General features: G+C 69.6%; 25 protein-coding genes and 2 pseudogenes. 13 read left to right on the forward strand and 14 right to left on the reverse strand.

The window, feature by feature from the left end:
- Positions 1-774 precede the first annotated feature (774 nt).
- Complete coding sequence (locus ACGFYN_RS41750; protein WP_393871239.1) at positions 775-1,392, forward strand: restriction endonuclease; 618 nt, start codon at positions 775-777, stop codon at positions 1,390-1,392.
- A gap of 23 nt (positions 1,393-1,415) precedes the next feature.
- On the opposite strand, the gene ACGFYN_RS41755 is transcribed toward ACGFYN_RS41750, so the two are convergent.
- The 4 genes from ACGFYN_RS41755 to ACGFYN_RS41770 all read right to left on the reverse strand — a co-directional run bounded on the left by ACGFYN_RS41755 (position 1,416) and on the right by ACGFYN_RS41770 (position 3,609).
- On the reverse strand, positions 1,416-2,162 hold the full coding sequence (locus ACGFYN_RS41755) for a hypothetical protein (protein ID WP_393871240.1): 747 nt from the start codon (positions 2,160-2,162) through the stop codon (positions 1,416-1,418).
- Complete coding sequence (locus tag ACGFYN_RS41760) at positions 2,155-2,622, reverse strand: hypothetical protein (protein WP_393871276.1); 468 nt, start codon at positions 2,620-2,622, stop codon at positions 2,155-2,157. The genes ACGFYN_RS41755 and ACGFYN_RS41760 overlap by 8 nt, the downstream gene beginning before the upstream one ends.
- Positions 2,535-3,299: a phosphotransferase gene (locus ACGFYN_RS41765; protein ID WP_393871241.1), complete on the reverse strand. Its 765-nt coding sequence runs from the start codon at positions 3,297-3,299 to the stop codon at positions 2,535-2,537. The genes ACGFYN_RS41760 and ACGFYN_RS41765 overlap by 88 nt, the downstream gene beginning before the upstream one ends.
- Before the next feature lie 76 nt (positions 3,300-3,375).
- The gene (locus ACGFYN_RS41770) at positions 3,376-3,609 is read right to left on the reverse strand and encodes a phosphotransferase (protein ID WP_393871242.1); all 234 of its coding nucleotides are present in this window, start codon (positions 3,607-3,609) and stop codon (positions 3,376-3,378) included.
- 280 nt (positions 3,610-3,889) lie between these two features.
- On the opposite strand from ACGFYN_RS41770, the gene ACGFYN_RS41775 reads away from it, so the two are divergent.
- Complete coding sequence (locus tag ACGFYN_RS41775) at positions 3,890-4,783, forward strand: hypothetical protein (protein WP_393871243.1); 894 nt, start codon at positions 3,890-3,892, stop codon at positions 4,781-4,783.
- 17 nt (positions 4,784-4,800) lie between these two features.
- On the opposite strand, the pseudogene ACGFYN_RS41780 reads toward ACGFYN_RS41775, so the two are convergent.
- Both ACGFYN_RS41780 and ACGFYN_RS41785 read right to left on the reverse strand, forming a co-directional pair.
- A pseudogene (locus ACGFYN_RS41780) lies at positions 4,801-4,974 on the reverse strand (sugar phosphate isomerase/epimerase); the annotation flags it as partial.
- A gap of 1,282 nt (positions 4,975-6,256) precedes the next feature.
- Complete coding sequence (locus ACGFYN_RS41785; RefSeq protein WP_393871244.1) at positions 6,257-6,598, reverse strand: type I restriction enzyme endonuclease domain-containing protein; 342 nt, start codon at positions 6,596-6,598, stop codon at positions 6,257-6,259.
- 299 nt (positions 6,599-6,897) lie between these two features.
- Between ACGFYN_RS41785 and ACGFYN_RS41790 the strand changes: the two genes are divergently transcribed.
- Together ACGFYN_RS41790 and ACGFYN_RS41795 are read left to right on the forward strand one after the other, a co-directional pair.
- Positions 6,898-7,707, forward strand: coding sequence for a competence protein CoiA family protein (locus ACGFYN_RS41790; protein ID WP_393871245.1), 810 nt, complete (start codon positions 6,898-6,900; stop codon positions 7,705-7,707).
- Between the two features lie 376 nt (positions 7,708-8,083).
- Positions 8,084-8,749 (forward strand): hypothetical protein, encoded by a 666-nt coding sequence (locus tag ACGFYN_RS41795; protein ID WP_393871246.1) that lies wholly within the window; start codon positions 8,084-8,086, stop codon positions 8,747-8,749.
- 873 nt (positions 8,750-9,622) lie between these two features.
- On the opposite strand, the gene ACGFYN_RS41800 is transcribed toward ACGFYN_RS41795, so the two are convergent.
- The 4 genes from ACGFYN_RS41800 to ACGFYN_RS41815 all read right to left on the reverse strand — a co-directional run bounded on the left by ACGFYN_RS41800 (position 9,623) and on the right by ACGFYN_RS41815 (position 13,483).
- Complete coding sequence (locus tag ACGFYN_RS41800) at positions 9,623-10,285, reverse strand: hypothetical protein (protein WP_393871247.1); 663 nt, start codon at positions 10,283-10,285, stop codon at positions 9,623-9,625.
- Between the two features lie 620 nt (positions 10,286-10,905).
- On the reverse strand, positions 10,906-11,478 hold the full coding sequence (locus tag ACGFYN_RS41805; RefSeq protein ID WP_393871248.1) for a class I SAM-dependent methyltransferase: 573 nt from the start codon (positions 11,476-11,478) through the stop codon (positions 10,906-10,908).
- Positions 11,479-11,866: 388 nt separating this feature from the next.
- Positions 11,867-12,718: a helix-turn-helix domain-containing protein gene (locus ACGFYN_RS41810; protein WP_393871249.1), complete on the reverse strand. Its 852-nt coding sequence runs from the start codon at positions 12,716-12,718 to the stop codon at positions 11,867-11,869.
- Positions 12,719-12,730: 12 nt separating this feature from the next.
- Positions 12,731-13,483, reverse strand: a complete 753-nt coding sequence (locus tag ACGFYN_RS41815) for a DUF6879 family protein (RefSeq protein ID WP_393871250.1) — start codon at positions 13,481-13,483, stop codon at positions 12,731-12,733.
- 173 nt (positions 13,484-13,656) lie between these two features.
- On the opposite strand from ACGFYN_RS41815, the gene ACGFYN_RS41820 reads away from it, so the two are divergent.
- From ACGFYN_RS41820 to ACGFYN_RS41835, 4 genes are read left to right on the forward strand one after another with little or no spacing between them, the layout of a single operon-like run.
- Positions 13,657-13,860 carry a hypothetical protein gene (locus ACGFYN_RS41820; RefSeq protein WP_393871251.1) on the forward strand — a complete coding sequence of 68 codons (204 nt, stop codon included), beginning with the start codon at positions 13,657-13,659 and terminating at the stop codon, positions 13,858-13,860.
- Positions 13,860-14,084, forward strand: a complete 225-nt coding sequence (locus tag ACGFYN_RS41825; protein ID WP_393871252.1) for a hypothetical protein — start codon at positions 13,860-13,862, stop codon at positions 14,082-14,084. Before ACGFYN_RS41820 ends, ACGFYN_RS41825 begins: the two co-directional genes overlap by 1 nt.
- Positions 14,075-14,266 (forward strand): hypothetical protein, encoded by a 192-nt coding sequence (locus ACGFYN_RS41830; protein ID WP_393871253.1) that lies wholly within the window; start codon positions 14,075-14,077, stop codon positions 14,264-14,266. Before ACGFYN_RS41825 ends, ACGFYN_RS41830 begins: the two co-directional genes overlap by 10 nt.
- Positions 14,263-14,472 carry a hypothetical protein gene (locus ACGFYN_RS41835; RefSeq protein WP_393871254.1) on the forward strand — a complete coding sequence of 70 codons (210 nt, stop codon included), beginning with the start codon at positions 14,263-14,265 and terminating at the stop codon, positions 14,470-14,472. Before ACGFYN_RS41830 ends, ACGFYN_RS41835 begins: the two co-directional genes overlap by 4 nt.
- 208 nt (positions 14,473-14,680) lie before the next feature.
- Here the strand turns inward: ACGFYN_RS41835 and ACGFYN_RS41840 are convergent, their stop codons facing one another.
- Complete coding sequence (locus tag ACGFYN_RS41840; protein WP_393871255.1) at positions 14,681-14,839, reverse strand: hypothetical protein; 159 nt, start codon at positions 14,837-14,839, stop codon at positions 14,681-14,683.
- Between the two features lie 137 nt (positions 14,840-14,976).
- Here ACGFYN_RS41840 and ACGFYN_RS41845 point away from each other — a divergent pair, with 137 nt between their 5' ends.
- A complete protein-coding gene (locus ACGFYN_RS41845) occupies positions 14,977-16,956 on the forward strand; it encodes a pentapeptide repeat-containing protein (protein ID WP_393871256.1) in 1,980 nt (659 codons plus the stop codon).
- Between the two features lie 282 nt (positions 16,957-17,238).
- On the opposite strand, the pseudogene ACGFYN_RS41850 reads toward ACGFYN_RS41845, so the two are convergent.
- Both ACGFYN_RS41850 and ACGFYN_RS41855 read right to left on the reverse strand, forming a co-directional pair.
- Positions 17,239-17,403 (reverse strand): annotated as a pseudogene (locus ACGFYN_RS41850) (hypothetical protein); the annotation flags it as partial.
- Positions 17,404-17,479: 76 nt separating this feature from the next.
- The gene (locus tag ACGFYN_RS41855) at positions 17,480-17,755 is read right to left on the reverse strand and encodes a hypothetical protein (RefSeq protein ID WP_393871257.1); all 276 of its coding nucleotides are present in this window, start codon (positions 17,753-17,755) and stop codon (positions 17,480-17,482) included.
- A 191-nt stretch (positions 17,756-17,946) separates the two neighbouring features.
- On the opposite strand from ACGFYN_RS41855, the gene ACGFYN_RS41860 reads away from it, so the two are divergent.
- Complete coding sequence (locus tag ACGFYN_RS41860; protein ID WP_393871258.1) at positions 17,947-18,855, forward strand: hypothetical protein; 909 nt, start codon at positions 17,947-17,949, stop codon at positions 18,853-18,855.
- A 470-nt stretch (positions 18,856-19,325) separates the two neighbouring features.
- Here ACGFYN_RS41860 and ACGFYN_RS41865 read toward each other — a convergent pair whose 3' ends face one another.
- Positions 19,326-19,835, reverse strand: a complete 510-nt coding sequence (locus ACGFYN_RS41865; protein WP_393871259.1) for a hypothetical protein — start codon at positions 19,833-19,835, stop codon at positions 19,326-19,328.
- On the opposite strand from ACGFYN_RS41865, the gene ACGFYN_RS41870 reads away from it, so the two are divergent.
- The 3 genes from ACGFYN_RS41870 to ACGFYN_RS41880 all read left to right on the forward strand — a co-directional run bounded on the left by ACGFYN_RS41870 (position 19,815) and on the right by ACGFYN_RS41880 (position 24,591).
- Positions 19,815-21,497, forward strand: a complete 1,683-nt coding sequence (locus ACGFYN_RS41870) for a hypothetical protein (protein ID WP_393871260.1) — start codon at positions 19,815-19,817, stop codon at positions 21,495-21,497. The two genes, ACGFYN_RS41865 and ACGFYN_RS41870, sit on opposite strands and share 21 nt — an antisense overlap.
- A 271-nt stretch (positions 21,498-21,768) precedes the next feature.
- Positions 21,769-22,512, forward strand: coding sequence for a vWA domain-containing protein (locus ACGFYN_RS41875; protein ID WP_393871261.1), 744 nt, complete (start codon positions 21,769-21,771; stop codon positions 22,510-22,512).
- A 243-nt stretch (positions 22,513-22,755) separates the two neighbouring features.
- Positions 22,756-24,591 carry a TerD family protein gene (locus ACGFYN_RS41880; protein WP_393871262.1) on the forward strand — a complete coding sequence of 612 codons (1,836 nt, stop codon included), beginning with the start codon at positions 22,756-22,758 and terminating at the stop codon, positions 24,589-24,591.
- Positions 24,592-24,628: the final 37 nt, after the last annotated feature.

The raw sequence follows: 24,628 nt of genomic DNA on the forward strand, positions 1-24,628 counted from the left end.
CACCACGGCCGTGGACTTCTTTCCCGGCTTGCTCTTCGAACCGCCCGCGGGCCGGTTCACCCAATGCCCGGCCCGGTAGTACTGCCCCGAACGCCCCGCCACGCCCAACACCCCCGAAACGAAACGGCCTCTGACCGGCGGACTCCCCGCCGCCGTCACGGAGTGTCGCAGTCACCCGGCCGTTGAGATAGGAGATGCACCAAAAATGGCCGATACACGCCATTACCATAGGTAGCGAGAGGTGTACGGGGCCGCTACGAACGAGACAGCTGAAACACCCGAGCAGCCGCACGTACCCGCCGCACCACGTGCTCCCTACCCGGCGCAAGCCGTCAGCCCGCTGCCTGGCCGGACTCGCACCGCCACGCCCCAGCATGCCCAGCCTGGATGACGGCCAGTCACGGCCTGACGTGTTGTCAGTGCCCGATGCCACGATGAACGGTCCAGCAGGCACACGCCGCGAGCAAGGAGCCAGCCCATGCCCCGAACCCGATCCTGTGCACGCCCCCACCGCACGCCGGCACGCCGAAGCACACGCCCACACGCGGATACAGGCCACCAGACACCGCTGTTACCCACCAGCGGATGGATCACCGCAGCACGGCAGAGCGCAGCCGTCACCGTCCACGCGGGAGCCAGGCATCCCTCGTCTCTACCCGCAGCGCCGCTGCCTGCAGGCCACCGGCCGGCAGGCGAAGAACAGTGACCCGCCGGTCCCCCGCCCGAGGCCGCCGCACCAGGCGACAACGCCCCTCCGACACCACGCTGTTGGCGATGCTGGCAGCGGGGGCCGCCGCCATCGCCCTGGCCTCGAGGGCCGCCGTGTGGCTGTCGGCCCACGGATGGGTGCTCATCCCCGCCGCGGCACTCGCCGCCACGGCCGGCGGCGGCTGGCTGTACCGGCAGCGGCGACACGCCCAGCGGCAGGCGCTACAGACCCAGGGCCTGCGTTATGCGCTGCACCAGCTGGACGCCCTGCACCACAGCGAGTTCGAACACGCCGTCCAGGCCCTGCTGCGCCGCGACGGCTGCCGTAACGCTGTACGGGTCGGCGGCAGCGGCGACCTCGGCGCCGACGTCACCGCCACCGACCCCTACGGCAGGCGCTGGGTCATCCAGTGCAAACACCGCCGCCACGGCGACGCCGGCCACCCGGTCGGCACCCGCGACCTGCAGATCCTCAACGGCACCGCCCGCCCCGTCCACCAGGCCGACATCGCCGTCCTGATCACCAACGGCCGCATCACCACCCCCGCCCGCACCTTCGCAGCACAGCAGCGCCTGCACCTGGTCGACCGGCGTCTCCTCGCCGCCTGGGCCGCCGGCCCCCACCCGCTGTGGCACCACCTGGGAACCACTCCGCCACCTGCACGCCGCACGGCGACGCCGTAGCCCGTGCCGTTGCCCAGCACTCCTCATGCATCCGTTTCAAGGCCGCTCATCGGTGACCGGCCGGAATCGACCACTGCGTCCGCGGCCCTGCGCACATCGCGCAGGAACGGCTCCATGCCCCGCGTGCGAAGGACCTGCAGCCAAGCGTCTCTCGCCGCGGCCACCTCCTCGTCCTGCACCACATCCTCGTGCGGAGCGTGGCGCAGGGCCGAGAGCAAGAGGCCCACCGCGCCCAAAACAGTGCCCGCCGCGGCAACTGCTGCGAAGCCCCAGCCTCCGGTGATCAAATCCGGGGCGATCGACGAATTCGGGCGCACCATCTTCAACACGTACCCGACGACCAGGAAGATCGCCGCGGCGCTTGCGCCGAGCACCGGCACGAGGACGGCCGTGACGGCCAGGGCACCAGCCCCGTTGGGCGCCTCAGCCGACGCCCGGTCGTCGGACGTAAGGCCCAGGTTCCTGCTGCGTACCTCCCTGTAGTGGGCGTACTCGCGGGCGGCCGTCGCTGCGATGAGGTCCTGGGCGGTCAGGGCCATCGTGCGCTGCTGCTCTGCCGTGAGGCCCGCGGATCCGCGAGAAGTCTCCGCTGCCAGCACCTCGTCCAGGACACGCTCGAATTCGTGACGATCCGCCGGGAGCAGGGCCGGCTGCGGCCGCGAGGGGTCTGCAGCCTCTGACGAGCCCGCCCGGTAGGAGACCGGCTCGTCCAGGACAGGAGTGCGCCGCGCGAGCGAGGCGATGAGTTGTTGCATGAACGAGTCAGCCATCACCTGCTGCTCCTTCCGCTCGCGCGGGATCCGGACGGGGACTAGGCACGGGGGTGGCCGCTGGTGCCGAAGCAGGTCCAGGCTGCCCGGACAAGGCGGCCTCGTCCGACACGTCACCAAGGCCCGGCTGCGGCGCGGGCACCCGGCTCTGGCCTGAGCGCAGCATCTCCAGCTCCGCCAACTTCCCCCCGGCCAACTGCTCCAGGACCTTCGGCGCGGCGATGCCGACGGCCATCACACCGACCGGCCCGCCGGCCTGTCCCGACGCCCCAAACGCTGCCGCCATGCCCACACCCAACGCCAACCGGAGCGCCAGCGCGACCAGATAGGGCTTCAGCGGCAGCTCGCCCTTGACTCGCCACGGCAGGTTCTTCACCCGGCCGATCGCACTGTGCAGCTGATGGGCCTCGATGGCACTGGCACCCATAAGGCCCCACACGCACGCCATCCACACCGACACAGGAGATGCACACCTCCTGACGCGGTTGTGGACTCCCCCGGACGGCCGGGCTGCATCCCCCCAACCATCCCGCCCCCCTGGGCATCAAAGGAAGTAAGCACAAGGCGGCAGGAGACCGCACCGGCCGATCCACGCCGAGCGCCGGCGCGAGAAGGCCACGTCGTACGGCAGTCGCCAGACATCCAGGCCGGACGCCTTCGCATATGCGTATCGATCAGCTCGGCGCGGGTGCCAAAGCCGGGCGCGGCGCTCGGCCCGAGCGTGGTCGGCGGCGCCGTGTCGCCGGGCTCCTTGCAGGTGGATGCGAGCCGGCCCCGGTCCGCGGGCGGGTCGCCCGGCGTGGCCGGTTCCCAGCCGAAGACGGCGATCACCGTGCCGTCGGGCGCGAAGGAGAGGCTGCCCGGGCGGAAGTCGCCGTGGACGATGCCCGGGAACTGCGCGGGCACGCGGGCGAGCAGCACGTCGTCCACTGTGTCGAAAAGCTCCAGGCCGGGGGCGCCAAAGCGGTGCACCTGCCGCTGCCAGCGGCGCAGTTGACGTTCGACGCAGCTGTGCGGGCGGGCCATGGCGCCGAGGCCCGCCCAGACGGGGTCGATTGGGTGCAGGGCGGCCAGCACCTTAACGAGGCTCGCACCGGCCCGGCGCCCTGGCCCGCCCCGGCCAGCCGGCCACCGCATCCTGGCCTGCGGCTACGGTGCCCCCGACGAAGCCCATAACGGAGAACTCCGCGCCGCCCACCGAGGAGTCCGCGCATTAGTAGGAGAGCGGTTCGGGCACCGGCACCTCGGTGGGCGCGAGCGCGGTCAACAAGCGCCACTCGCGGCTCATGCCGTGGGCGGTCCTCAGCACGCCGCCCGCCGGCGGCCTGCGCAGCGCCCGTACGGTGCCAGCGGCGCCGGTCACCCGGTAGGTGAGGTTCCAGCGACCACCGGAGACGAGGTCGACGGTGAGCGGCGCGGCGAGGCGCGGGACGTACGCGGCCGGCACGGCCTGGGGCGTCGAACACGCTCGGGGCCAGGATGAGTGCCAGCATCTGCACCCGCCAGGCATGGGTAGGATCACGCCGCACGCCGAGCGGATGGTTCGAGCCACGCCGCGCACGGCACAGACGAAAACATCGGGGGCGCACGGGATGAGTACGCACGGCAACGGTCAGTGGGGTCCCACGGGCAGACCCGGATACGGCCCCGGTGGACAGCCGGGCCCAGGTCCCGGCCCTCAGCCTTACCCCGGAGGCGGACCCCACCCGTACCCCGGCGGTCCCGGCGTGGGGCCCTACCCGCCGCAGCCCGCCCCCGTGCCGGCGCAGGGGTTTCCCGGACATCCGCAGGGCTGGGGGCCGTACCCGCCACCACCGCACGGCGGTGGCCCGCAGCCGCCGTTCCCGCGACCGCCCCGGCCGCCGCTGACGCGCGGGCAGCGGATCCTCAAGTGCGTCTACAACCCGTTCTACGCCGCCCAGCGGGCCTTCCGGCCCTCGCGCCCGGACGCCGTCGAGGACCTGACGGTGCGCAAGATCCAGATGTGGCGGACCGGGCTCGGCGCCGCCGCCTGGCTCGTGCTGGTCATGTCGTACAAGCCGGTCGACACCGCCAAGGGCGCCGACGCCGTCGCGAGCGACAAGTTCGACCAGAGCTGGACCGGCACACTCTTCCTCGTGTGCGCCTTCCCGTTCGTGATCGCCCTGTTCGCGTTCGCCGCGCAGGGCGCACTGCGCCGGCTCTACCTGCGGCGGTCCCTGAAGCCGTTCGGGGCGGTGGCGGCTCTGATGGGGTCCATGGCAACGTTCCCCCTCGCCGTCGCGCCCGACCCGGAGACCACCGGCTTCCGTGACGCCATCGGGATTCCCGGCATGGTCGTCCTCATCACCCTGTGCACATGGTCGGTGGGCTTCGCCCTGTACGGGATCGCGCTCTGCCTCAACCACGTGTTCCGCACCGCCGACATCCACGAGGTACTGCCGCCGATCCTCGCCATGGCGCTGGCGTGGGTGATGGCCGCCCTCGACATGATCAACAACGCGAACGCCGAGGTTCCCGTCCTCGCCCGGATCGTGTTCCTGCTCGGCGCTCCGGTGTCGGTGACGGTGCTGTCGTGCTGGGAGCTGTACCGGCTGCGGAAGTACCACCACCTGTCCGTGCGACAAGCCCTCGGCCGCTAGGACGTCTCCGCGCCGCCTTACACGCACTCGTTGAGCAGCCGCCCCAGATGCTCCCGTCCGGCCGCGAGCAGCCCCTCCAGCCGCGCCGCCCCCTCGTACCACCGCTTCTTGTACTCCCAGCACAGCCAGCCGTCCCAGCCGTGGCGGGAGAGGACCTCCACGCACTCGGTGAGGAGGAGCACGCCCGCGCCGCGGCCCCCACAACCCGCGGTGGGAATGCACAGGGCGCTGGACTCCGCGATCGGCTTACCCAGGAGGCCGACCTGAGCCGTGGGCAGCGGGATCGTCGTGTGCGCCCGGGTGTCGTAGGTCTCGTAGCGGGAGAGATCGACGCAGTCCGACAGCATCGCTTTCGGGGTCGTGGCGCTCAGGCCGAGGCCGGTCACCTTGGCGCCATGGGCCGACACGGCCGCGCACGACCGTTCCAGCCCTCTGCATCCGGGCCAAGTCCCACTCAACCTTGCCCAGGACGTCGAGAGTGGCGTAACGCTCCAGGTCCGTACCCGTCTTGGACGCCTGCCGGTACACCTTGGCCCGCTCGGCCGTCAGGTGTGCGTAGGCGGCCAGCACGGCTCCCTCCTCGCACGCGTCCGGGCCGGCCGCCGCCGTCGAGGCCTGCACCGTAGGGCTCGACGAGGCGGCCAGCTCCGTCGCGGCCGCGTCGCCGCCCTTCGTTCCGGAATCGCATGCGGCAACAAGGACGGCGAGAGTGACTGCGCACGCGCCAAGACCGAATGTGCGCATGCGAGTGACGTCGGCATCGTTCCCTCTGTGCTCCTGCGGTGCTTTGATCGTCACGGCAGCCGCTCGCACACCGTGAGCTACAGGCAATTCAGCGCCAACTCGAAGGCCGACCACGGCCCTCACCACCCCCGACCAGGGACGCTCCAGCCCCGACCACGAGCCTGACCACGGCAGGTCACAACGCTGCGCAGGCGGTCAGGCCGGAACCTACGCAACCGACCACCGAATGCACATCGGAGGAAGCTGGCCATCCGGCTCAACTGCGCAGCCATGTGCATCGGAGCCGATCGTTGAGCACCGGACGTCAACCGGTACGCGAGGGCTGCGCAGTGGTCACGGCCGCGAATACGCAGCCGACTACACAAGGGCGCACACGTCCCTGCGCTGTTGGACTCACGGGGCCAGCGGATGCGCATCACAGGCGCACGTGAGCGGCTCCGGCCCCGGCGGGTCACCGGCCGTGGGGCGGAGCCGCGCGCGTCGAGGCGGACAGCCGAGCCAGACGACGACGATGACATGCAGGCGCCCAGCCGGGCGATCGGCCCGATAAGCGGGCGGTGAACTGTCCGCCGGAGGCGGCGCGGCGCCCTTCGGGGGTGATGTCCTCGAACTGGCTGCACTCACCAGCTCGCGGGTTTCGCTGTTCAGCGGCATACCCACAGGGCGCACCTGCCAGCGGCCAGAGCTGCCCCGGGGCAACTCTGGGCAGGTCTAGGTGAGGTTGAGTTCTCACGGCGGGTGTGGCTGATCAGGTTCTGGGCGTCGGTGCCGAACACGGCCGACTCTCGCAGGGTGCGCGGTGGTGGACCACTCGTTGGCGAAATGCTCCATCTGCTTCAGGATCAGGTCGACAGCCTCCGCGCGCCGGTCCGGCGGGTAGCCGTGTCGGGCCAGCAGGCGCTTGATGGCGCTGCGGAGACCGGCGCGGACCGGTTCACGGGCGATCCAGTCGGGCTTGAGCTTCTTCTGGACCTCCGCGACGAGGTCGCGGGCGATGCTCGCCAGGACTTCATCGCCCATGAGCTCCTGAGCCGTGCCGTGCTCGGCCACGGCGTCGTAGAAGGCGAGCACAGCCTGTTTGGCAGCGCACGCCCGGCGTGAAAGGCGGCACCAGTTGACAGTCGGCGCTGCTGGAATGGATGTGTAGCCGTGTGCCGTGGATCGGCGCGTCTCGAGTACAGGGAGGGGATGGGGCAGTGCAAGACGACTTATTGGTGGTCGGCTTCGATTTAGAAACGGGCCGTGAGGTGCACGTCTCTGAGCGGTCGTCGGAACAATGGCGACGCATCGGATACGGCGGCACCGGCCAACTGGTGTGTTTTTACTGCTTGCGCGGGTTCGAGGCGGCGCCGGGCACGCAGGTACCGCTCGTGACGCGCGGCCGTCTGGGAGGCAAGGTACGCCGGCACTTCGCGCACCCGCCCGGCCGCGCCCCCGCCGGCGGCCACCACCCCGAAACGGTCTGGCGCCTCACGACGAAACACACCCTGGCCGTCTGGGCGCGGTCGCGCCCAAGCGTCGCGCGCGTACGGCTGGAGCAGTGGACCCAGGACCACGACCGGCGCGCGGACGTCGAAGTACTGCTGCACGACGGCACGAAGGTGGCGCTGGAAGCGCAGCGGATGCTGATGACCGATGACGGCTGGCGCGTGCGTCACCGGGACTACATACGCCAGGGCGTAGTCGACGTGTGGTTCTGGCGCCCACGCGTGCACGTCCCGCACATCGTGCTCGACGAGGGCCTGCCCGTGTGGTTCTACTCCGTCTCGAAGCGGGAGGCAGCGACGTCACTGGGCCAACCCCATGCCCGCCGGGGCGAGTGGTGGGACGTCCCCGACCTGTCCGTCTTCGGTCTGCACCATCCACCGTGCCCACTCGACGCGCTGGAACGCGTCTCGATGCCGCTCACCTCCTTGGAGCTCGGGCCAACCGGGGCGATACTGCCCGAGGACCTGCAAGACCGGCTGCACGACTCACAGCGGGATGCACGAAGGGACGCACAGCTGCGGCAGCGCAGCCAGGAACGCTATGCCCAGGCCGTCCGTGAGGCCCGCGAGCGCTCCCGAAAGCCGCAGCCCGCGCCGTTGCCCCCGGTACCACCCGGCAAGCTGCGGTGCACCGTATGCCAACGGCCGCTAGCCCCCGAACTGGCCCCGGCGGGACGCCACCTCCTGTGCTGACGTCCCGCCGAAAGCGCCACAGAAACCGGGCCTGGCGCAGGCACTGGTCCAGGGATGGCCGAAGACCGGTACCACCGAGGCACTCGAATGCCGGCCTCAAATGCGTACGGCTGTCACCCCGTGCGCGGTCTACGAGCACCATTTCCTGGACCGTGAGAACGCGGTCCGTCAGGCTGCCGGGTATAGCGCGATCGGGGAACCACTTGCCACACTGTGGGGCCCAAGAGGCAACAGGACAGGGCACGTTGTGGGTGATCAGCGGCAGTTCACGGCGCTTCCCGCCATCAGCAGTGGGAGCCCCCGGCAGCAGTCATGGGCCGCGGACATACGGGACCGATATGTGCACGCGCGGTGGGGTGGCTCGTGGCCAACGACGATGGACGAGCCCTACCGGATATTGCTGAGCCGCCTGACCGGCGCCAAGTGGTGGATCGACAACAGGGACCGGCTCGATGCCGCACTCGCCGCACTGACTCCCTTGCCTGCCATGGCTGGCGGCACCGAACGAACCCGCCGCAAAGCGACCAGAATCAGAGACAAGCTCGTCGGTACGCGCTGGGGCCACCGGATTCCACCCGGCGTGAAAGCGGCTCTGGACCGGCTCACGGACGCCGAGTGGTGGGTCAGGAACGAGGTGGGCGATGGCAGGCCCATGGCGATCGACCGGGCGCTTGGAGCCGAAGTACCCGAGTACGACCGCAAGATGATGGCTCTGCCGAAGTACGGCCCTCCCCAGCCCAGCCATGCCGGGCCGTGCGAGAAGCAGCCCGGGTATGCCGCGGCTCGGAAAGCCGCCGAGGACGTGGCGTCTCAGTACGGCGACCTTCGCGCGGGGAAGGAAGGCAGTCTCGGTGGCCTGGGCGGGAGCTGCTGCGGACGGGCGGGCTTTCGTGACGGCGAGAAGGAGGGGAAGCAGAGGTGGGTCGACAGGAGGGCCGGCGAGATCCGCAGGGCAACGCGTTCGACCACGCCCGCGCAGGCAGTTTCTGAGGCGAGGTCGGACCTTTCCCGGCTTGAACGAAACTTGTCCGGGTGGGGCTGAGTCCCAGGGCGTGATCACGCCACCCCGTGCTCAGCCCGAGGTGCGCACCACCGACCTCTCGCTGCCCTTCGACTCGATCGACGAGCCGATCTCCCGCCGGTTCTACGAGAACCCGCCGGGGGTCCCGGGACGCGTTCGCCCCGCGCCTGGTCCCGCTGCCCCGCCGTGCCATGGCCCGAAGTCGCTGTACCTCGGACTGGAGGCCACGGGGCATGGCGAGGTGTACCGCCCACTGGCCGGCCTTGGCCAACGTTCCCCTGCTCGACCGGGCCGGCTTCACGGCGGGAGGGCCGACCGCCTGGAGGACGCAAAATCCCGGCGGTACAAGAGCAGTTGGACTCCACAGGGCCTCTCAGTGTGCAGTTCGGAGACTTTCGACTTTGCGAGGCAGCCCCGTCCGCTCAGCTCACTCAGGTCAGGTCATAGCCACGAACCCCCGCACCAGCACGCGCTCACAGCGGGCTACTTCACCGGCCCCTGGGGGCATCGAGGTCCTTCACTGCGAGGGTGCGACGACGGGTGTGCCGTTCGCCGTCGCGCGGATCGCCTGGATGTGAAGGTCGATCTGGGCGGTGAAGAGTGCGTCCTCGTCGGTGGTGCTGGCGAGTGCCGGCATGCGGGAGGCAGGGGGGCTCGTTGCGGCGCCACCTGCAGCCCTGGCGAGAACGCTGCTCGCGTCCAATCCCATCACGGCGGCCGCGGCTGCGCTGCTGTAGCCGAGCCGACAGTGCAGGACCAGCGCGCCGTACTACTGCACAGCACGGCGCGCCCCGTGCACTGGCTCCACTGACCTGTCAAGTCCACGCTCTGTGCGGCGTCGCAAGGGGGCAAGCGTCGTTAGCCTGCCCCATCGCCCGGCACCGCCGCTGCGGTCTAGTCCGGCAGGGAACGCACGTGCAGGACCACGGATGCCGCAGGAAGGGTGACCGACAGCCCGACCACTCCCAGAACCAGCCACGATGCACTGGTGTTCCAGTAGTGCTCCGGGAAGGACGCGGCAATGCCGGCGACGATGGCGCTGATGAGGACGAACGCCGCAGAAGTTCTGGAGGCCCATCTGACGGCGTAGGCACGGTTGGTGGCGGGCTTCCTGTAGGCCCAGACCACGATCAGCGCCGAGGCCGCGGTGAGGACGTACAACGACGTTTCGAGCGGGCCGCGCCACGCTGTCGGATACAGCACGGCCTGGGCGTAGCCCTGGGCACTCACAATGATCATGAGTGCGACGATGAGGGACACGGCGCCGCTGACGAGACGGACCAGGCGCAGCGCCGGACCGGTGTAGTCGTAGGAGTGCACGAGCCAGGCCAATCCGGTGAGCAGTCCAGTGGCGCCGATGCCCAGCACCGCGCCACACATGACGCTTTCGACGTAGCCCCGCGCGCACACCTGCTCGCCGGAGATCACGCCGTAGCCGTAGGAGTCGTAGGCGAAGGCGAAGAGCGTGGCGACGAAGAGCTGCAGGGTGGCTTCCAGTTTCACGTCTTTCGGCGTCACGACAAGCACGGCGATGACGGTGAAGACGAGACCGGCCACGACACCCGCGAACTGGGAATGCTGCTGCGCGGTGATCAGCGGATTCTAGTCGAGATCCCTGACGCAGTCCAGCGCTACCTCGTTCATGATCCCCCCGATGTCGTTTACATGAAGAATCGACACCGGTGGTCTTAATGCGCCCTACTGGCAGGTAGTGCCGAATTGAGACCCAACGGGGTTCAGTGCCACGTCTGTTGTGCCTCGTCCAGCGGTGGTGCCACAGCCCTTGCGGCGGCGCGGCACCAGCCGCAGACGGGTGTTATCCCTCAAGCCGCTCTGGGCCGTGTGTCGCTGCATGGCCTGGTCGTCCGTCACACTCGCCCATGTCCGCGCTGCGGCCGCGCCGTGCGGGCTGTCCGGGCTCCAGGGCCGCGCGGCCGATCCTCGGCGCCTCCTGGTCACGATCCAGCAGGCGAAGCCTGCATCGCCAGGTTCGACCAGACACGGGCCTGCAGCATGCCGTCCCCGGCGAGCATGCCTGCCTGCAGTGCGCCATCTGATGGACCACCCGGCAGGTTCGCAGCCTTCTGGGCCGGTTGGGCGCCCATCGGCGCGCCTTTGCACGACCACAGCTCCGCCTCGGTCCTCGAGGACGGGGCCGTCGCACGCCCGAGGCGGTGCTATGGGCGTAGCACAAAACATCGCAGGCCGCCCGACTCGAGGTCGCACCAGCAGCCGCTCGACCAGCCCTCGACGAGCGCGCCGAGGTCGGCTCGTGTCAGGCCGATGTGTGCCCGCTCCGCAGCCAGCTGCTCCGCGAGCGGCGTGGTCACGACCCATGCTCCGTCCGGGGCCAGCAGGCGTCGTACCCGCTGCGCAGCCGCCGTCCTGTCCGACATGAACGCGAACACCAGACGCATGGTCACCAGGGCGAATTCTCCGGCCGGGACAGTGTTGACGACCGTCTGGTCGTCCTCGAAGTCCAGGTGCCGCGCAGTGAGGCCGGGCAAGAGGCCGGCGTACCGGTCACGTACCGCGGCGACGGACGCCTCGGCCCAATCGACGGCGAGGGTGCGGTAGCCGAGTCCGGTGAGCTCGGCGGCGTACGCGCCGAGGCCGCAGCCGACGTCCATGGCCCGCTGCCCCGGCTCTGGTCGGACATGCTGCGCGAGGAAACGAAGCTCTGCCGGGGTGACCCGCCGCCCTTCCCCTGCGGCGAAGACGCGGTCCCAGTGCGCGACGGTGATGGTCACGATCGGCTTCCTTCCCGCCCAGCCCTGCCTGACGCCCGGTTGCGGGCCATCCCTCCAAACCGTGGCTGGTGCGCACTGCGCACCGAGATGTCCGCGCACCTGCCGTCGTTGTGCAGGCCAACTCGGCCCACCACCGCAGCCACACCGGTCGCAACGGGCCCAGCCATCCCGACAACGTCAGCCCCCCAGCGGCCTGCGACAGACGGCACGACCCAAGACGCCCCAACCGCCACACCCGACCACTCCCCCCGGCCATCGACCATCAACGACGACAGTCCGACCATGAACCCCACCACGGCGGTGGGTTGTCCGAGCGCGGTGGCGGACGTCCTCACCCTCGACCTCGGTGTAGCGGCAACCTGCGCGAGAGTGCGCAGAGAGCACCTCGTCAGCGCGGGTTCAGGGACCGTCGCGCCGCATTGATCACGTTGTGGGCGTCGGCGCCGTAGAGCGCGGACTCCCGGAGCGTCTGCCAGACCTTCCGGTACAGGGTGAGGTTGTCGGTGTCGTCCAGCCACAGCTCGGCGTGCCAGTCCTCGGCGACGACCAGGCGGTCATCGAGGACCCAGAAACCGTTCGCGGGCACGATCTTCACGGCCGCGGTGAAGGGGATGACGCCCAGCTCGACCGTGTCCATCCCGAGCAGGCCGGTGAGGCGGTCGAGCTGGGCAGCCAGCACCGAGGGCGGGCAGATCAGCGAACGCAGCGCGGCCTCCCACATCAGGACGTGCAGCGTGCGGCCGGGCCGGTAGAGCCACTGCTGTCGCTGTACCCGGGCGCGCACGGCGTCTTCGATGTCGTCGGCCCCGCCGAGCAGTTCGGAGTAGCGCTGAAGGACGTGGCGGGCGTATTCGGGGGTCTGGAGCAATCCGGCGATCACCGATTCTTCCCAGACCCACAGCTGTGTGGTGCGCTCGATCTCTGCGCTCAGCCCTTCGTGCAGCGGCTTGAAGCCGTTCGCGAGGGCTCTGCGCCAGGAGCGGATATGGGATTCGAAGCCGGTCAGCCGGGCGGCGAGTTCGGGAAATGCGCCCGGCTGCTCGGTCGCTTCTGCCCAGGCTCGAAGGTCCTCGGGGGTGGCCGTCTGCTTGCCGTTCTCCAGCTTGCTGACCTTGGATCCTGGCCAGCCGAGCCGTAGGGCGAGGTGCCGGCCGGTGAGCCGGCCACCGGGGCACGATAAGCGCAGTTCGCGCAGCCGCGCGCCCAGTGCCGCCCGTGCCTGCTGGTAGTCGGTACTCACCGGTCCCGCGCGCTATTCGTCCGTGGCGACCTGGGTGGCGAACCGGTCGAACGGCACGGCGTGGTGCAGGGCCGCGTCGCGCACCATGGCGAACCGCACGACCTGTGCCGGTTCGGTGATCAGCTCGATGGTGCGCAGGGTGTCGTCGTCGTCGAAGTGCAGCAGGGCGACCAGGCGCGAGTCGAAGATCCAGAAGTCCTCGGCGGGCAGGGCGGCCCGTTCCGCGTCCTTGCGCCACAGGTAGCGGATGTCCTCCCCGGCCGCGGCGTTGTGCCGGGCGTAGTCGAGCAGGAACAGCTGTTCCGTGGTGGGCGGGTGGTCGGCGACGCGGACGCGTCCCACCCGCTTGCCCGCCGTCGTCTGGGCCCTGATGTTGACGAACCACGGCTCATCCGGGTCGCAGGGCGAGTTGCCGGTGGCCAAAAACGCCTGATAGTCGGGGTCCTGACGGTCCGATGCGTAGCCGCGCCGTGTCTCCAGACGCCACGCGGTGTGCTCGAAGGTGTGGAACAGGCGGCGGAACGTGTCCCGGTCGACGATGTCCGGCACCCGCTCCACCTCCTTCGGCCCCCAGTTCACGAGCAGTTCGCGCGGAACGACGACGGCCGCCTCGTCCGGCCCGAAGTGCCGGAGCTGGGCGACGTCGTCCGGTTCGGTCAGGGGCTTGCCCTGCACCACGATCTCGCCTGTGCCGAGGTCCGTATGAAGGGCGGGGCAGCCGTCGACCTTGCTGTCCGTGCCGGTGAAGCGTAGCTGACGAGCCATGGACGCTCTCCCTTCCAAGGGGGGTGATCCACTCAGCATGGGCGCGGCCTCAGGGCGCCGCCACGGGACGCGGCTGTACCCAGGAGAAAACACCAGCAATCCGTAGCAGGCTCCGAGCAATTTCGCGAAAACAGCGTACCGTCGGCCAACTCCCCGCCCCTAGCGTCCTGTTCATGGCCACCAGAGAACTGCCGGACGTCGACCCGTACACGGCTGTGGAATCCCTGCGCGCAGCACTGCACGAGGCCGGGATCGTCCTGCCCTCGCTGGGAGTCGATCCGGCGTCCCCCGCGCTGCAGCTTGTTGAACTGGGGCGTGTGCGTGCCAACGTGGCGGACCGGCTGGCGCAAGCCCTGAAGCGAAAAGGCGAGCGGTGATGCAGCCGGCCGGTGCCCTGGTAATCGACACCCAGCGCAACACACCGGGACACGTCATGGGGCACAAAGGCCCGTACGTGGAGCTCCGGCCGCCGGCCGGCGGACGCGAGGGGGACGCCGACCCCACCCGCGTCCGACCCGCCACCAACGAGGAACAGCTGGGAGCGACGCGCGAACAGGCCCGTGCGGTGAACCTGCTGCACCGTCAGGGGACATGCGGATGACCGTGCCCGCCGTCGACACCTCGACCATGTCCGCCGAGTGCGCGCTCGCCCACCGGCCAGGGCACACGGGCCTTTTCCGCGACTGCCGTCAGACCCAGGACATCCGCCCGCCGTACGGCGCCGGCGTCCTGCAGGCACGCTGCACCTGCCCGTGCCACGCACGGATCGCGGGCACGCCATGACACCCGTCCTGCCCGTCTGCCGGGCCTGCGACCAACCGATCACCGACCCCGACGACGCCGTCTGCCTGGGACACGAAATGGGCAGCTCCGGCCCCGGATGGGATCTTTGGGCCCACCGCGCACACGCCCACCTCGTCGGCCCCGACCCCGACGCCACCCGCATCCTCGCCCGCGTCCTAGCCGCCAAAGCCCTCTGGCGCGCCTGACCGCCCCTTTAGCCGCCCCGCCCGTCTGCCCAACCCCCGTGACAGATGGGCGGGGCCACCTCGCATTCAGCCCCGCCTCGGTGAGCGTCGCCCGCAGGGACCTAACTGCCGTGCCGGGGCGACATCCCACAGGTTCAGCAGCCATGAACTGGACGGCCGACATGAGCAGTTGGCCGCCTCAACATCGCCGCTCGGCGGGCTCGTGACGCTAGCCGGCGAGGAGCGCGATCAACGCCAGCACAATGGTGATCGAGTCGAGACCGGAGCTCACCGCAGCGGCGAGTTCCGGGTTGCTGTATGTGAACAGACTCACCGTAAGGCCGAGAAGGGCCAGTGCGTACAGGTCAGTCGTGGTCCACTTGTTCATGAGTCCTCCGGGGCTCGGGCCCGCCACGTGCGCTTAGCCGGCTGAACGTGGCGGGCCGCCTTACGGCCGACAGCTGCCGGCCACGGGCCGACTCTTCACGAAGAGCTCCCGTTGCCGTAAGACGCAGCAACTCCTCTATGTGCAATGGCCTTTCATTGCCACGTGGCATCCGCCGCGGTGGGATCATTGCCTATCGGCAGCATGAGCATCCAGAGGTGGTTGTGGCAGGTAAAGGGTTGGTTCGACGGGCCCTTCGGGAGATCAAGATCAAGGAGGCGGGGCCAAAGCTCGCTCTCGTTGAGAAGCTTCGTGAGCTGTACGGGAACAGCAACTGGAAGTCACTGACAGAGTTCCGTGATGCCATCGGGCGGCACCGCTCCGGGGAGGAGCCACCCAGTGTCACCACGCTCTCGCGTTACCTGAGCGGGGACCGACCGGTCACGTCCGACTTTCTGGAGCAGATGTTCGATGCCCTGGACGAAGGCAAATCCGAACAGGAGCAGCTCGCTGACGATGTGAAACAGCATGTGCTCGGTCTCTATTTCGACTCCATCGCCAAGTCTCAACCGGCGAAGCACCGCCTGTTTCAGCGGGAGCAGGATTTTCGGGAGAAGGTCGAGGAGTGCGAGGGCCACAGTCGCCTCATCGAAGAGCTGCATGAGGAGATCGAACAGGCTCGTGCGGAGCACGATCGTCTCAACGAGCAGCTGGAAACCGTCACATGGCAACTGGAGAACGTTGCCGGGGACCGCAACAAGCTGAAGAAGGAGCAAACGGATCTGCTCTCGGAGCGGGCCGAGCTCAAATCCCGGATCGACCGGCTTCACGGTGAGCTGAAGGACGTCAAGGAGGATCGGAACCAGGCCTGCAAGGAGCGGGACGAGCTGGCCGCCGCCTACCGGGTAGAGCGTCGTGCGGCAACGGACGAGCGGCAGGCGCTGCTGGAGGAGACCCAGGAGCAGACCGCGGCATTGAAGATGCGCGCGCGTGAGGCCGAGGAGCGATGCCGGGTTCTCGAGTCACAGCTGACCGAGGTACGCCAGGCACTGGCCGGCCCCGGACACGCACCAGAGCCGACCGCCGTCTCCGTAGCGGACGACACGTTGCGCAACTGCCACACCCGTCTGGCGTCACGGGATACCGAAAACCAGCACATGGCTCTCAACGAGCTGGGTCATCTGCTGCGCGAGGACGCCACTGTGCGCGGGCCGGTCGTGGACGCACTGTGCCAGTTCATTCGCCAGGCACGCGAGCAGCGCACGACCGCTCCGGTCGTGTCCATTGCGGTCAACCTGGTCGCCGCGCACCTACGCTCCGCCCACCCGCTGCCCATCGACCTCGCCGGCGCCACCCTCAAGGCCGTGGACCTGAGCACCTGCAATCTCCGCTCGGCGCGACTGTCAGGGATCTGCCTGGAAGGAGTCTCCCTGCGCGGCGCCGACCTCACCGGCGCGGATCTGCGGGGGGCCGATCTTTTCCGCGTCGATCTCCAGCAAGCCACCCTCACTGACGCCGACCTCAGCGGCGCCACCGGGCTGGAGGCCGCCGACCTCGAGGAGACCGTCGACGCGCGCAAAGCCACGCTCCCCGACAATCTGGAGCTCAGCCGGCGACGACTGCGCCAAATCGTCATCGACAGGCCGGGATACCCAGTTGAGGAAAAGGGCCTGGGCCGGCTCCTTGAGCAGGCGCGCCTGCGCACCGGCAAGTCGATGCCCCAGGTCAGCCGCGAGAGCCAGGTTCCCCTCCACCTGGTGCACGGCATGGAGCGGGGAACTCCCGTCGCCTTTCAGCACGCGGAACAGTTGTGGAAAGTCGCACGCCACATCGATGCCGACAGGGACCGCATCACCCGGCTGTGGCGGCGTCTGGAGCACCGCCGCCGCTCCGCAGCCCCCTCGCCCCGCCGGGGCACCGCTGCCCCCGCGCCCCTCACCCTCCCTGGACTCCTCACCCCGCCCCCATCGGAGCACCTTCAACAAGCGCACTCCCCCGAAATCGATGCCCTCAAGCAGGCACGCCTGCGCCAACAGCAGGAAGCCCGCCGGGCCGCCGCGCATCGGGCCCAGCAACGCATCGGCCACCCCCAGCCCCTACCACCCGACGAACATCCGTAACCCACCAGCCTCGACGGGTGGTTGCCCCGCACCGCAACCACCACCGCCCTACACGTTGCGCACCCGCGCAACCAGTCAGCTGCACACCAGGTCCACCGCGCGGCGGATGCGACCGGCGCAGGGAGCACTCGCGGCCCCGCCGTGTCCTTGGCCGCGGCCCCGCGGGCACTGGCGCGGGGCCTGACTCCATGTCGCGGGTTCACATCAACAGCCCAGCGGCCAGCCGTCACTGGTCCCTGCGTGCCACACGGCCGGATCCGAAGCCGGGTGGGCTTCGGAACGTCACCGGTACTCCGCCACCCAGCCGAGCAGTTCCTGCCGCTGCTGTCCCTGCGCGTACTGCGCGAGGTGCTCGACGAGCAGGACACAGGGCAGCGGCTCGCCGGGCCGCGCGTTGAGAGTGGCCGCGTACACCACCGCCAACCACGGCTCCTCACAGTAGGCCGGGAGAGAGAGTGACCGAGTGTTCGGCCCTCGCCGCCCTCACGCTCGATGGGGCGGTGCCCCGGGGTAGATGTGACGCCTACTGGCCGCTGGAGGAGGGCTGATGCGCGCCTGGGTTCGTGCAGCTAGGTGATGGCGGATGGCCGGTCAGGGCGCGCCGCGCCTTCACCGCGGCCAGGCAGGTGTTGGCGATCGTGCACAGCGTGACGGCTGCGGGGTGGCCGAGTGTGGCGACCTCTGCCACGGCCAGCAGACTGAGCACGGTGCCAGCGAGCCAGGCCAGGGCGGACAGACAAGCCGGCATCTGCCGCAGGGTGCGGTGGGCGATGGAGGTGAGGGCCGGGCGCGTATTCATCGCTGCTCCTGTGGGTTCAGGGATCGTGGACGCGCACAGCGTGCGGCCGCCGGCCAGCCCATCGCGATGGATCGTTCCGATGGCTCCCGCGGGTGGATGAGATCCGCGACGATGAGAGACGGCAACACCGGATGGCCACCAGTGATGGCCATTGACATCGGTGACCCGGTGCGGCTAGGCGGGGAGGACGTGTGGGGGCCCTATGGGAGTGGAACGACTGGCAGCAGCGTCTGCTGGGCGCCGAGGACGAGGACCTCTCGCAGGTGTTCACCAGGGTCAAGGTGCACACCCTGCGCGAGACACAGATCAAATGGGCCATCCACAAGCGCACCCGGGCATTTTGTGATCTTGCGCTGCATCTGCTGTATCAGCACCATCTCGCCGATGGTGCAAGGGCGGCGCTGGGTGGGGAGGTGAAGCTGTTTCGTAACCTCGGCCCGGAAGACCTGATGCGGCACGCGGCGCGGGTTGTCCCCGACGCGCGGGAGGCCGAAGGACTCGACCGGCAGCGGTGGCTGGACACCTGGCGCTTCCAAGCAGCCTTCCTGGACGATCTTGTGGCCTATCTCTTTCGGCCCTCCGTCGTGCAGCGCCGCATCGGCGCGGTGCACGAGGTACTCCTCACCATGGCACCGCAGCTGACGTTGGGGCAGCTCATCAGAGAAGGCACCGCGGCCGAACTGCAGTCCACGCTGCACGAGCCCATCGTGGGATTGCAGACCTTCATCCAGGCCGCGCTCCCCCGCCAGCCCCGCATCCGGCAGTACATCGATGCCATGGAAGTCATGTCCCTCACCCAGTGGGCGCACCTGTACGAGAGAGTCCTGCCCGGCTACGGCCTCGCCCTGCGGCCCGGCGTCACCTGGCACGACCTCGCCCGCCTCTTCGACACCGTCATCGAAGGCGTCCTGCTCAAAGCCCGCACCCACGACGACATCCCCTGCGTCGAGAGCGGCGACAACACTCTCGCCGCCGCGATCTTCGCCATGCTCCCCTCCCTGTGCACCATCGACCGCGCCGACATCGACACCCGCACCCTGCAACACCCCCTCCACCCCACGGCCAGCCCAGACCGGAACCAGCCCACGCCCGCAGGCTGAGGCCGGCACAGCACGGCCAACCTGCTGCGACAGGGCGAGAGTTGATCCAAGCCAAAGAGACGTGGTGGTGCGCGGCACCATGATGCAGGCGGGGCCATCGGTGCTCATGGCCCACCCCCGCCCACGCGGCCAAGCCGGGGCCGACCGGGCATTGCGTACACCGGGTGGCCTGGGAAGGGATCGCGTGGTGACGGACGCAGGCCGGCCGCCTGCCAAGTGCGGCTTGCACGACCTGGAGATTCACCCGGCCGGCTCGCCTCCGCCCCGGACTGCCGAACGGGGCGCTGATCCCTCGGCATCACACAGGGCACTGCGAAACCCTCGCGAACGGCAGGCGGCCAGGGGCGACTATCACTCGCGCGTATCGTCGCCAGAGTCGCAGGCCCCGGCACACCCGCGATCTAGTCCGGGCTGGCGGCTGTACCTGCAGTGCAGATTCTACTGGGCTTCGGGAGCCGGCGGGCGGGTGTTCAGTCCCGCGGTGGCGTGGACATCTTGCATGGTGTCCTGGCGGCCCGGCAGGCCAGATCCTCGAAGTACACCATGCTCACGTTGCGGTGCTTGTTGCGCTCCGCGTAGACGAAGGGCGCCAGCCTGTCCCAGGCCCGCAAGATCGCGTTGCCGTAGGCGCCGAGAACCAGTTGCTCGTCGACGATCCCGTGGACAACGAGCGTGCCGATGTCGTCGTAGAACAACCCGACCCGGCGGATGTGCACTTTCACCTCCTCCGGGAGGTTGCGATACCCGTCGCCGGCGAGCCGGTCCCGTATGTATTCGGTCGACCGGGAGAACTCGAGTGTCCGGGTCTCCCTGAAGAGATCAAGGACGATCGGCAGCAGGTTCGAGTGGCGTGCGAGCACGATCTGCTGGCGGGCCGCCACGAAGGATGTGCCCGGGGCTGCGGCCGAGATGACCAGAGCGAGCACGTTCAGTACGACGGAACCGTCCATCAGACGGCGGTGCCCGATCGTCTCGGTCACGGGCAGCCCACGCCCATGCTCTATCGTGCCCTCTTCGGGGAGGGGAGGAGGGGGATGACTGCAGTGCGCTGGGATCAGCGTGCCGTCGCGCGGGTCACGGTCCAGGGCACCTTGACGGATCAGGAGCTGTTCACCGCGGCGGTGGCCGACCGGGGGTGGGTGTCCCTCGAAAGCGATGTCCCGGACGGTCTCACCGCCTGTGTCGCGGGCCGCGCCCGGTACACCGTGGAGGTCCGCTTTCCCGGCTCGCCGTATCGGGCGGTGAATGGTGCCCGGCAGCGGCTGGAGGTTCTCGCGGAGCGGCTGAAGGTGGAACTGACGGTGATCGCCGTCGACTTGGTGCGCGGCGAGCCCGACTTCCGTCTTCACTGGAGCGTTTTCCGCCCCGCCGACCGTCCTCACCTCGCGCCACGGGGAGGTCCGTTCGAGAGGCTTCGGCGCGCGGCGGCGCAGATGCGAGGCACCGGTCGGCAGATCCGCGCGGACAGCGAGGCAGAGGCGCTGGCTCTCGCCGCGGCCCCCTTGCCTGGTACCGCCGCTCCGCCCGCGGACGCACAGGTGAGGCTGCGCTGGCAGGAGCTTTTCGGGCACGGCCCGGGACTCGGTGCGCCACGCAAGCATCTGCTCGCGGGCATGGGCTACTGCTCGGTCGTGCTTGTCTTTCTCGGCGTGGCGGTTGCCCAGGACGACCACACCTCGGTGCGCCAGGCCCGGTTTTGGGCGTTCGTGCTGACCGCGCTCGCCGCCCTGGCCGTCGCCGCCGGCATCCTGAGACGCAACCGGCCTGGCCTGCCCCTGGGCGCTCTGGCCGTGCCGCTGGCCGCAATCTGCGCAGGAAGCTTCCTGACCGGCGTGGTCACGGGCCAGGGCATCGCCGCGTACGCGCCCGACATCTTCTCCGGTGGGCACGCGCTGCTCATCCTGCTGGCGGGCCTGTTGGTGCTGCGCGGGCTGGGGCTGCTGTTTCGCCATACTTCGCTGCGCGGTGGGCTGCCCTGGCTCCTGCCCGCCGTGCTGCCCTTCATCCCGGGCGTGCTGCCGTCCGCCGGACTGTGGCAGGCAACCCTCTACCTCAACGAACTCAACGTGGAGGTCGAGGACGTCCAGATCCCGGCCTGGGACCAATTCCAGTCGGGGCTCGCCGTGTTGGGGGCGATGAGCCTATGGCTGATCGCCCCCGCCCTGCTGGGGCTGGCCCAGCATCTGCACTTCATGGTCCGCGAACGATGGATCGGCTATGCCGCCTTCGCCCTGCTCTCCGCGTGGGGTCTGCTCATCGGTGCCTGGAACTTCGCCTACCTGCCCGCCGTCGACGCCGGGTTCGACGCCTCCGCAGCCGCCGCCGAGGGCAAGGCCGCCCCCGCCGGCTACGGCATCGATCCGGTATGGGAGTGCATCCTGCCTGTCGGCCCAGCACAGAAGGTACCCGTCGACGGAGGCACCCTCGATCCGACACTGCCCTACCTGAAAGTGGGGGACGCCGACGGCACGGCAGTCCTGGTGCCCATCGGGAAGGAACCGGTCAAGGTGCGCCTGGCGTCGGTGCGCCTGGTGCCTATCGGCACAGTCCCCGGGTCCCATACCTGCCGCGAGTTCACCGCCGTAGCGCAGGACCCCGCTACTAACGTCGCGTCAGGGAGCACCACGAGATCTCTTCGGTGAGCCGGTACAGCACGGCATGTCGGGCGCCAGGACAGCGTCGTGTTCAAGCGCTGGCAAACACCGCGACAAGCGAGGCAACCGACTCCGGTCAGACGGCGCAACAGACATGGCGCCGCCGTGGTGGCCCTGGCCGCTGCCCCGCCTTGACCGGCGATCAGCAGAACCGCCTGCCCGGCCAGGGTCCCATCTCGTCACGCCGCACAGGACGTGTCACGCCAGAAACATCGGCAAACCCCGGGCCTGCACGGCGACTTCAGAACATCCTGGAGGAGTGATCGAGATCAACGGCAGTGCGGGTACCTCCGCCATCGGCCTGTCCACAGTGCAAGAACACGCCCCCGACCTGGTCAGCCTCTACAAAACGGCGGGCGCCGGCATCCGCGACCACGGGCTGGAGGGAGTACGCGCGGCCGTGTATCTGGTGCTGGACCGTTCCGGCTCCATGCGGCCCTACTACGCGGACGGCACCATGCAGCACCTCGCCGAACAGGTCCTGACGCTGTCCGCTCACCTCGACGACGACGGCACCGTCCCCGTCATCTTCTTCTCCACCGACGTCGACGGATCCACCGACCTCAGGCTCGGCGGGCACCGCGGCCGCATCAACAAGCTGCACGAGAATCTCGGGCACATGGGACGCACGAACTACCACTGGGCGATGGACGCGGTCATCGACCACTACCTGGACTCCGCAAGCGATGCCCCCGCTCTGGTGGTCTTCCAGACGGACGGGGGGCCGACCAGCAAGTGGGCCGCCGAACGCTACCTGTGCAAGGCCGCCCGTCTGCCCCTGTTCTGGCAGTTCATCGGCTTCGGTGACCCCTCCGACAACGAGTTCGCCTTCCTGCACCGGCTCGACACTCTCGCGGTTCCCGCCCGCCGCGTCGTCGACAACGCCGGTTTCTTCCACGCCGGCCGCACCCCGCAGGCCGTCCCTGACGACTTCCTCTTCGACCAACTGCTCCAGGAGTTCCCCTCCTGGATGGCTGCCGCCCGCACCGCGCGCATCGTGTAGCAACACCCCGACGCCGCGCACGGACCGTCGACACCATCCCGAGGATGCCGCGGAGACCACACCCAGCACCGCGGACTGCACGTCAGACGCCGCGGTCGCCTCCCCCTGCCGACGACGCCGTCGCGCGCGGCCTGCGGTCATACGGAGCGGTTTTTCGGGATGAACGGGTGCCAGTGCCACACTGTCCGCCTTGAGGAAGGGGTGGGCCGCGTGGGGTTCGGTTTCCGTGTGGGTGTTCCGGGGATGAGTGTGCGTGTCTCGACGCGCGGGGTGCGTACCTCGGTCGGGCCACGTGCGGCACGGATCAGTGTCGGCAGCGGCGGTGCCCGCCTGTCCTCCGGGCTCGGCCCGTTCTACGCCTCGAGCTCCCTTCAAGGCAGCCGGGGGCGCACCACGACGCGGCGCAGCCCGCGCCCGCGCACGGTTGCGCCGTCGGCCGCGCAACTGGAGCGGGCACGCCGGCAGGCGGAACGGGCGCAGCAGGAGGCGCAGCGCGATGCCGCGATCGCTGAACTGCGTGAGCTGCGGCGCCAGATGACCGAGGTGCACCTGCAGTCGTTTGCTGCCGCGCATCCGCCCGTGATCCCTGACGTGCCGCAGCTGGGTCTGCCCTGGGCGCTCGCCGAAGCACAGGCCTTCCACCTACAGGGAGTGGGCCGGCTGGCGAGGGCGGAACGAGCCGCTGCCAAACAGCGGGCCCAGCAGGACGCTCCCGCCTATCTGGCGGCAGAGTCCGCGCGCCTGCAGAGGGTGCGGGATCGGATGGCTGAGGAGGCCGCCCAATGGTGGCAGGGTTTGCTCGCCGGCGACGAGGACATTGTCTGCGAGGCCGTGAACACGGCCTTCGCCGACAATCCGGCCGCCGGCTGCGCCGTCGGCGTGGACGGCTCGGTGATGTCCGTGCTGATGCGGCACCAGGACCTCGACACGCTGCCCACCCAGACCCCCGGCCTGACCTCCAGCGGGCGGCCCACGCTGAAAACCCTCACCAAGCGTGACCGGCTCCTGTGGTGGCTGACCTCGATGGGCTCCCACGTCATTGCCACCCTCAAGGAAGGCTTCGCCACCGCCCCGGGCATCACCGCCATCGACCTCGCCGTCCTCACCCGCCTGCCCGACACCCAGCGCCTGGGCTTCGTCGCCTACGGCCGCTGGAGCCGTCAGGCGATCGAAGCCGGCCCCTGGCGTCAGGCCGAGGACGCGCTGCGGTTCCTGGACCTGGGCCAAGACGTCGCCTGCGCCGTCACCACCACTGCCTCCGGGAACCTCTCCCCCACCATCAAGGCGCTGGATACGAGCCGGGTACCCGGCCTGCAGGAGCTGCTGGACAACGCCCAGGACGAAACCGGCTCCAGCGCAGCCACCCTCGCCGACCTCGACCGCACCCTCGGCGCCAACACCCCGCCCGACAGCGGCACTCCGGCCGGCGACCCCTACCGCCTGACTTCGTTCGCCGAATGGAAGCACGGCACACTCACCACGACACCGCAGCCGGCTCCTCTGTCCCCGCCGCCGGTGCCGCCCCTGCCCCCCACCACACCGGCTGCGCTGGTGGCCGGGCAGACGCTGGTCCTGCCCGAACAAGCCTGGCAGGGCCTGCAGATCGCCTTCCGCTTCACCGGGGCGGACGCCGACCTCACCCTCTTCCTCACCGCGGACGACGGCCGGGTGGCCGGCGATGACGACTTCGTCTTCTACAACCAGCCCGCCGCCGCCGACGGCGCCGCCCGCCTGCTGGGCAAACGGCCCGAAGGGCCGCACACCGTCGAACGCGCCACCGTCCACCTGTCCGCCCTGCCCGACCGGGTCCAGCGCGTCGCCATCGCCATCAACATGGACGTCGAGACCGGACTGACCTGCGCCGCCCTGGCCCACGCCGCCCTCGACATCGACGCCTCTGCGGGCGTCGCATGGACGTTCGCCCCGCCCGCGGACCCGCACATCAAAGCCATGGTCATCGCCGAGCTGTACCGGCACACCCAAACAGGCCAGCCCGTCTGGAAACTCCGCGCCCTCGGCCAGGGCTGGGCCGACGGCCTCGACGCCCTCGCCCGCGCCCACGGCGTCGACATCGCCTGACCACACCCCCGGTTACGCCGACCACCACACCGGGGCA

Source organism: Streptomyces sp. NPDC048419, assembly GCF_043200415.1.
Classification (GTDB): domain Bacteria; phylum Actinomycetota; class Actinomycetes; order Streptomycetales; family Streptomycetaceae; genus Streptomyces.

Excerpts from the sequence above, each read along its gene's own strand:
- ACGFYN_RS41880 (WP_393871262.1), top strand. The coding sequence starts at position 22,756 with ATGAGTGTGCGTGTCTCGACGCGCGGGGTGCGTACCTCGGTCGGGCCA.
- ACGFYN_RS41835 (WP_393871254.1), top strand. The coding sequence starts at position 14,263 with ATGACACCCGTCCTGCCCGTCTGCCGGGCCTGCGACCAACCGATCACC.
- ACGFYN_RS41795 (WP_393871246.1), top strand. The coding sequence starts at position 8,084 with ATGGACGAGCCCTACCGGATATTGCTGAGCCGCCTGACCGGCGCCAAG.
- ACGFYN_RS41815 (WP_393871250.1), bottom strand. The coding sequence starts at position 13,483 with ATGGCTCGTCAGCTACGCTTCACCGGCACGGACAGCAAGGTCGACGGC.
- ACGFYN_RS41830 (WP_393871253.1), top strand. The coding sequence starts at position 14,075 with ATGCGGATGACCGTGCCCGCCGTCGACACCTCGACCATGTCCGCCGAG.
- ACGFYN_RS41840 (WP_393871255.1), bottom strand. The coding sequence starts at position 14,839 with ATGAACAAGTGGACCACGACTGACCTGTACGCACTGGCCCTTCTCGGC.
- ACGFYN_RS41825 (WP_393871252.1), top strand. The coding sequence starts at position 13,860 with ATGCAGCCGGCCGGTGCCCTGGTAATCGACACCCAGCGCAACACACCG.
- ACGFYN_RS41750 (WP_393871239.1), top strand. The coding sequence starts at position 775 with ATGCTGGCAGCGGGGGCCGCCGCCATCGCCCTGGCCTCGAGGGCCGCC.
- ACGFYN_RS41820 (WP_393871251.1), top strand. The coding sequence starts at position 13,657 with ATGGCCACCAGAGAACTGCCGGACGTCGACCCGTACACGGCTGTGGAA.
- ACGFYN_RS41845 (WP_393871256.1), top strand. The coding sequence starts at position 14,977 with ATGTGCAATGGCCTTTCATTGCCACGTGGCATCCGCCGCGGTGGGATC.
- ACGFYN_RS41765 (WP_393871241.1), bottom strand. The coding sequence starts at position 3,299 with ATGCGGTGGCCGGCTGGCCGGGGCGGGCCAGGGCGCCGGGCCGGTGCG.
- ACGFYN_RS41855 (WP_393871257.1), bottom strand. The coding sequence starts at position 17,755 with ATGAATACGCGCCCGGCCCTCACCTCCATCGCCCACCGCACCCTGCGG.
- ACGFYN_RS41755 (WP_393871240.1), bottom strand. The coding sequence starts at position 2,162 with ATGGCTGACTCGTTCATGCAACAACTCATCGCCTCGCTCGCGCGGCGC.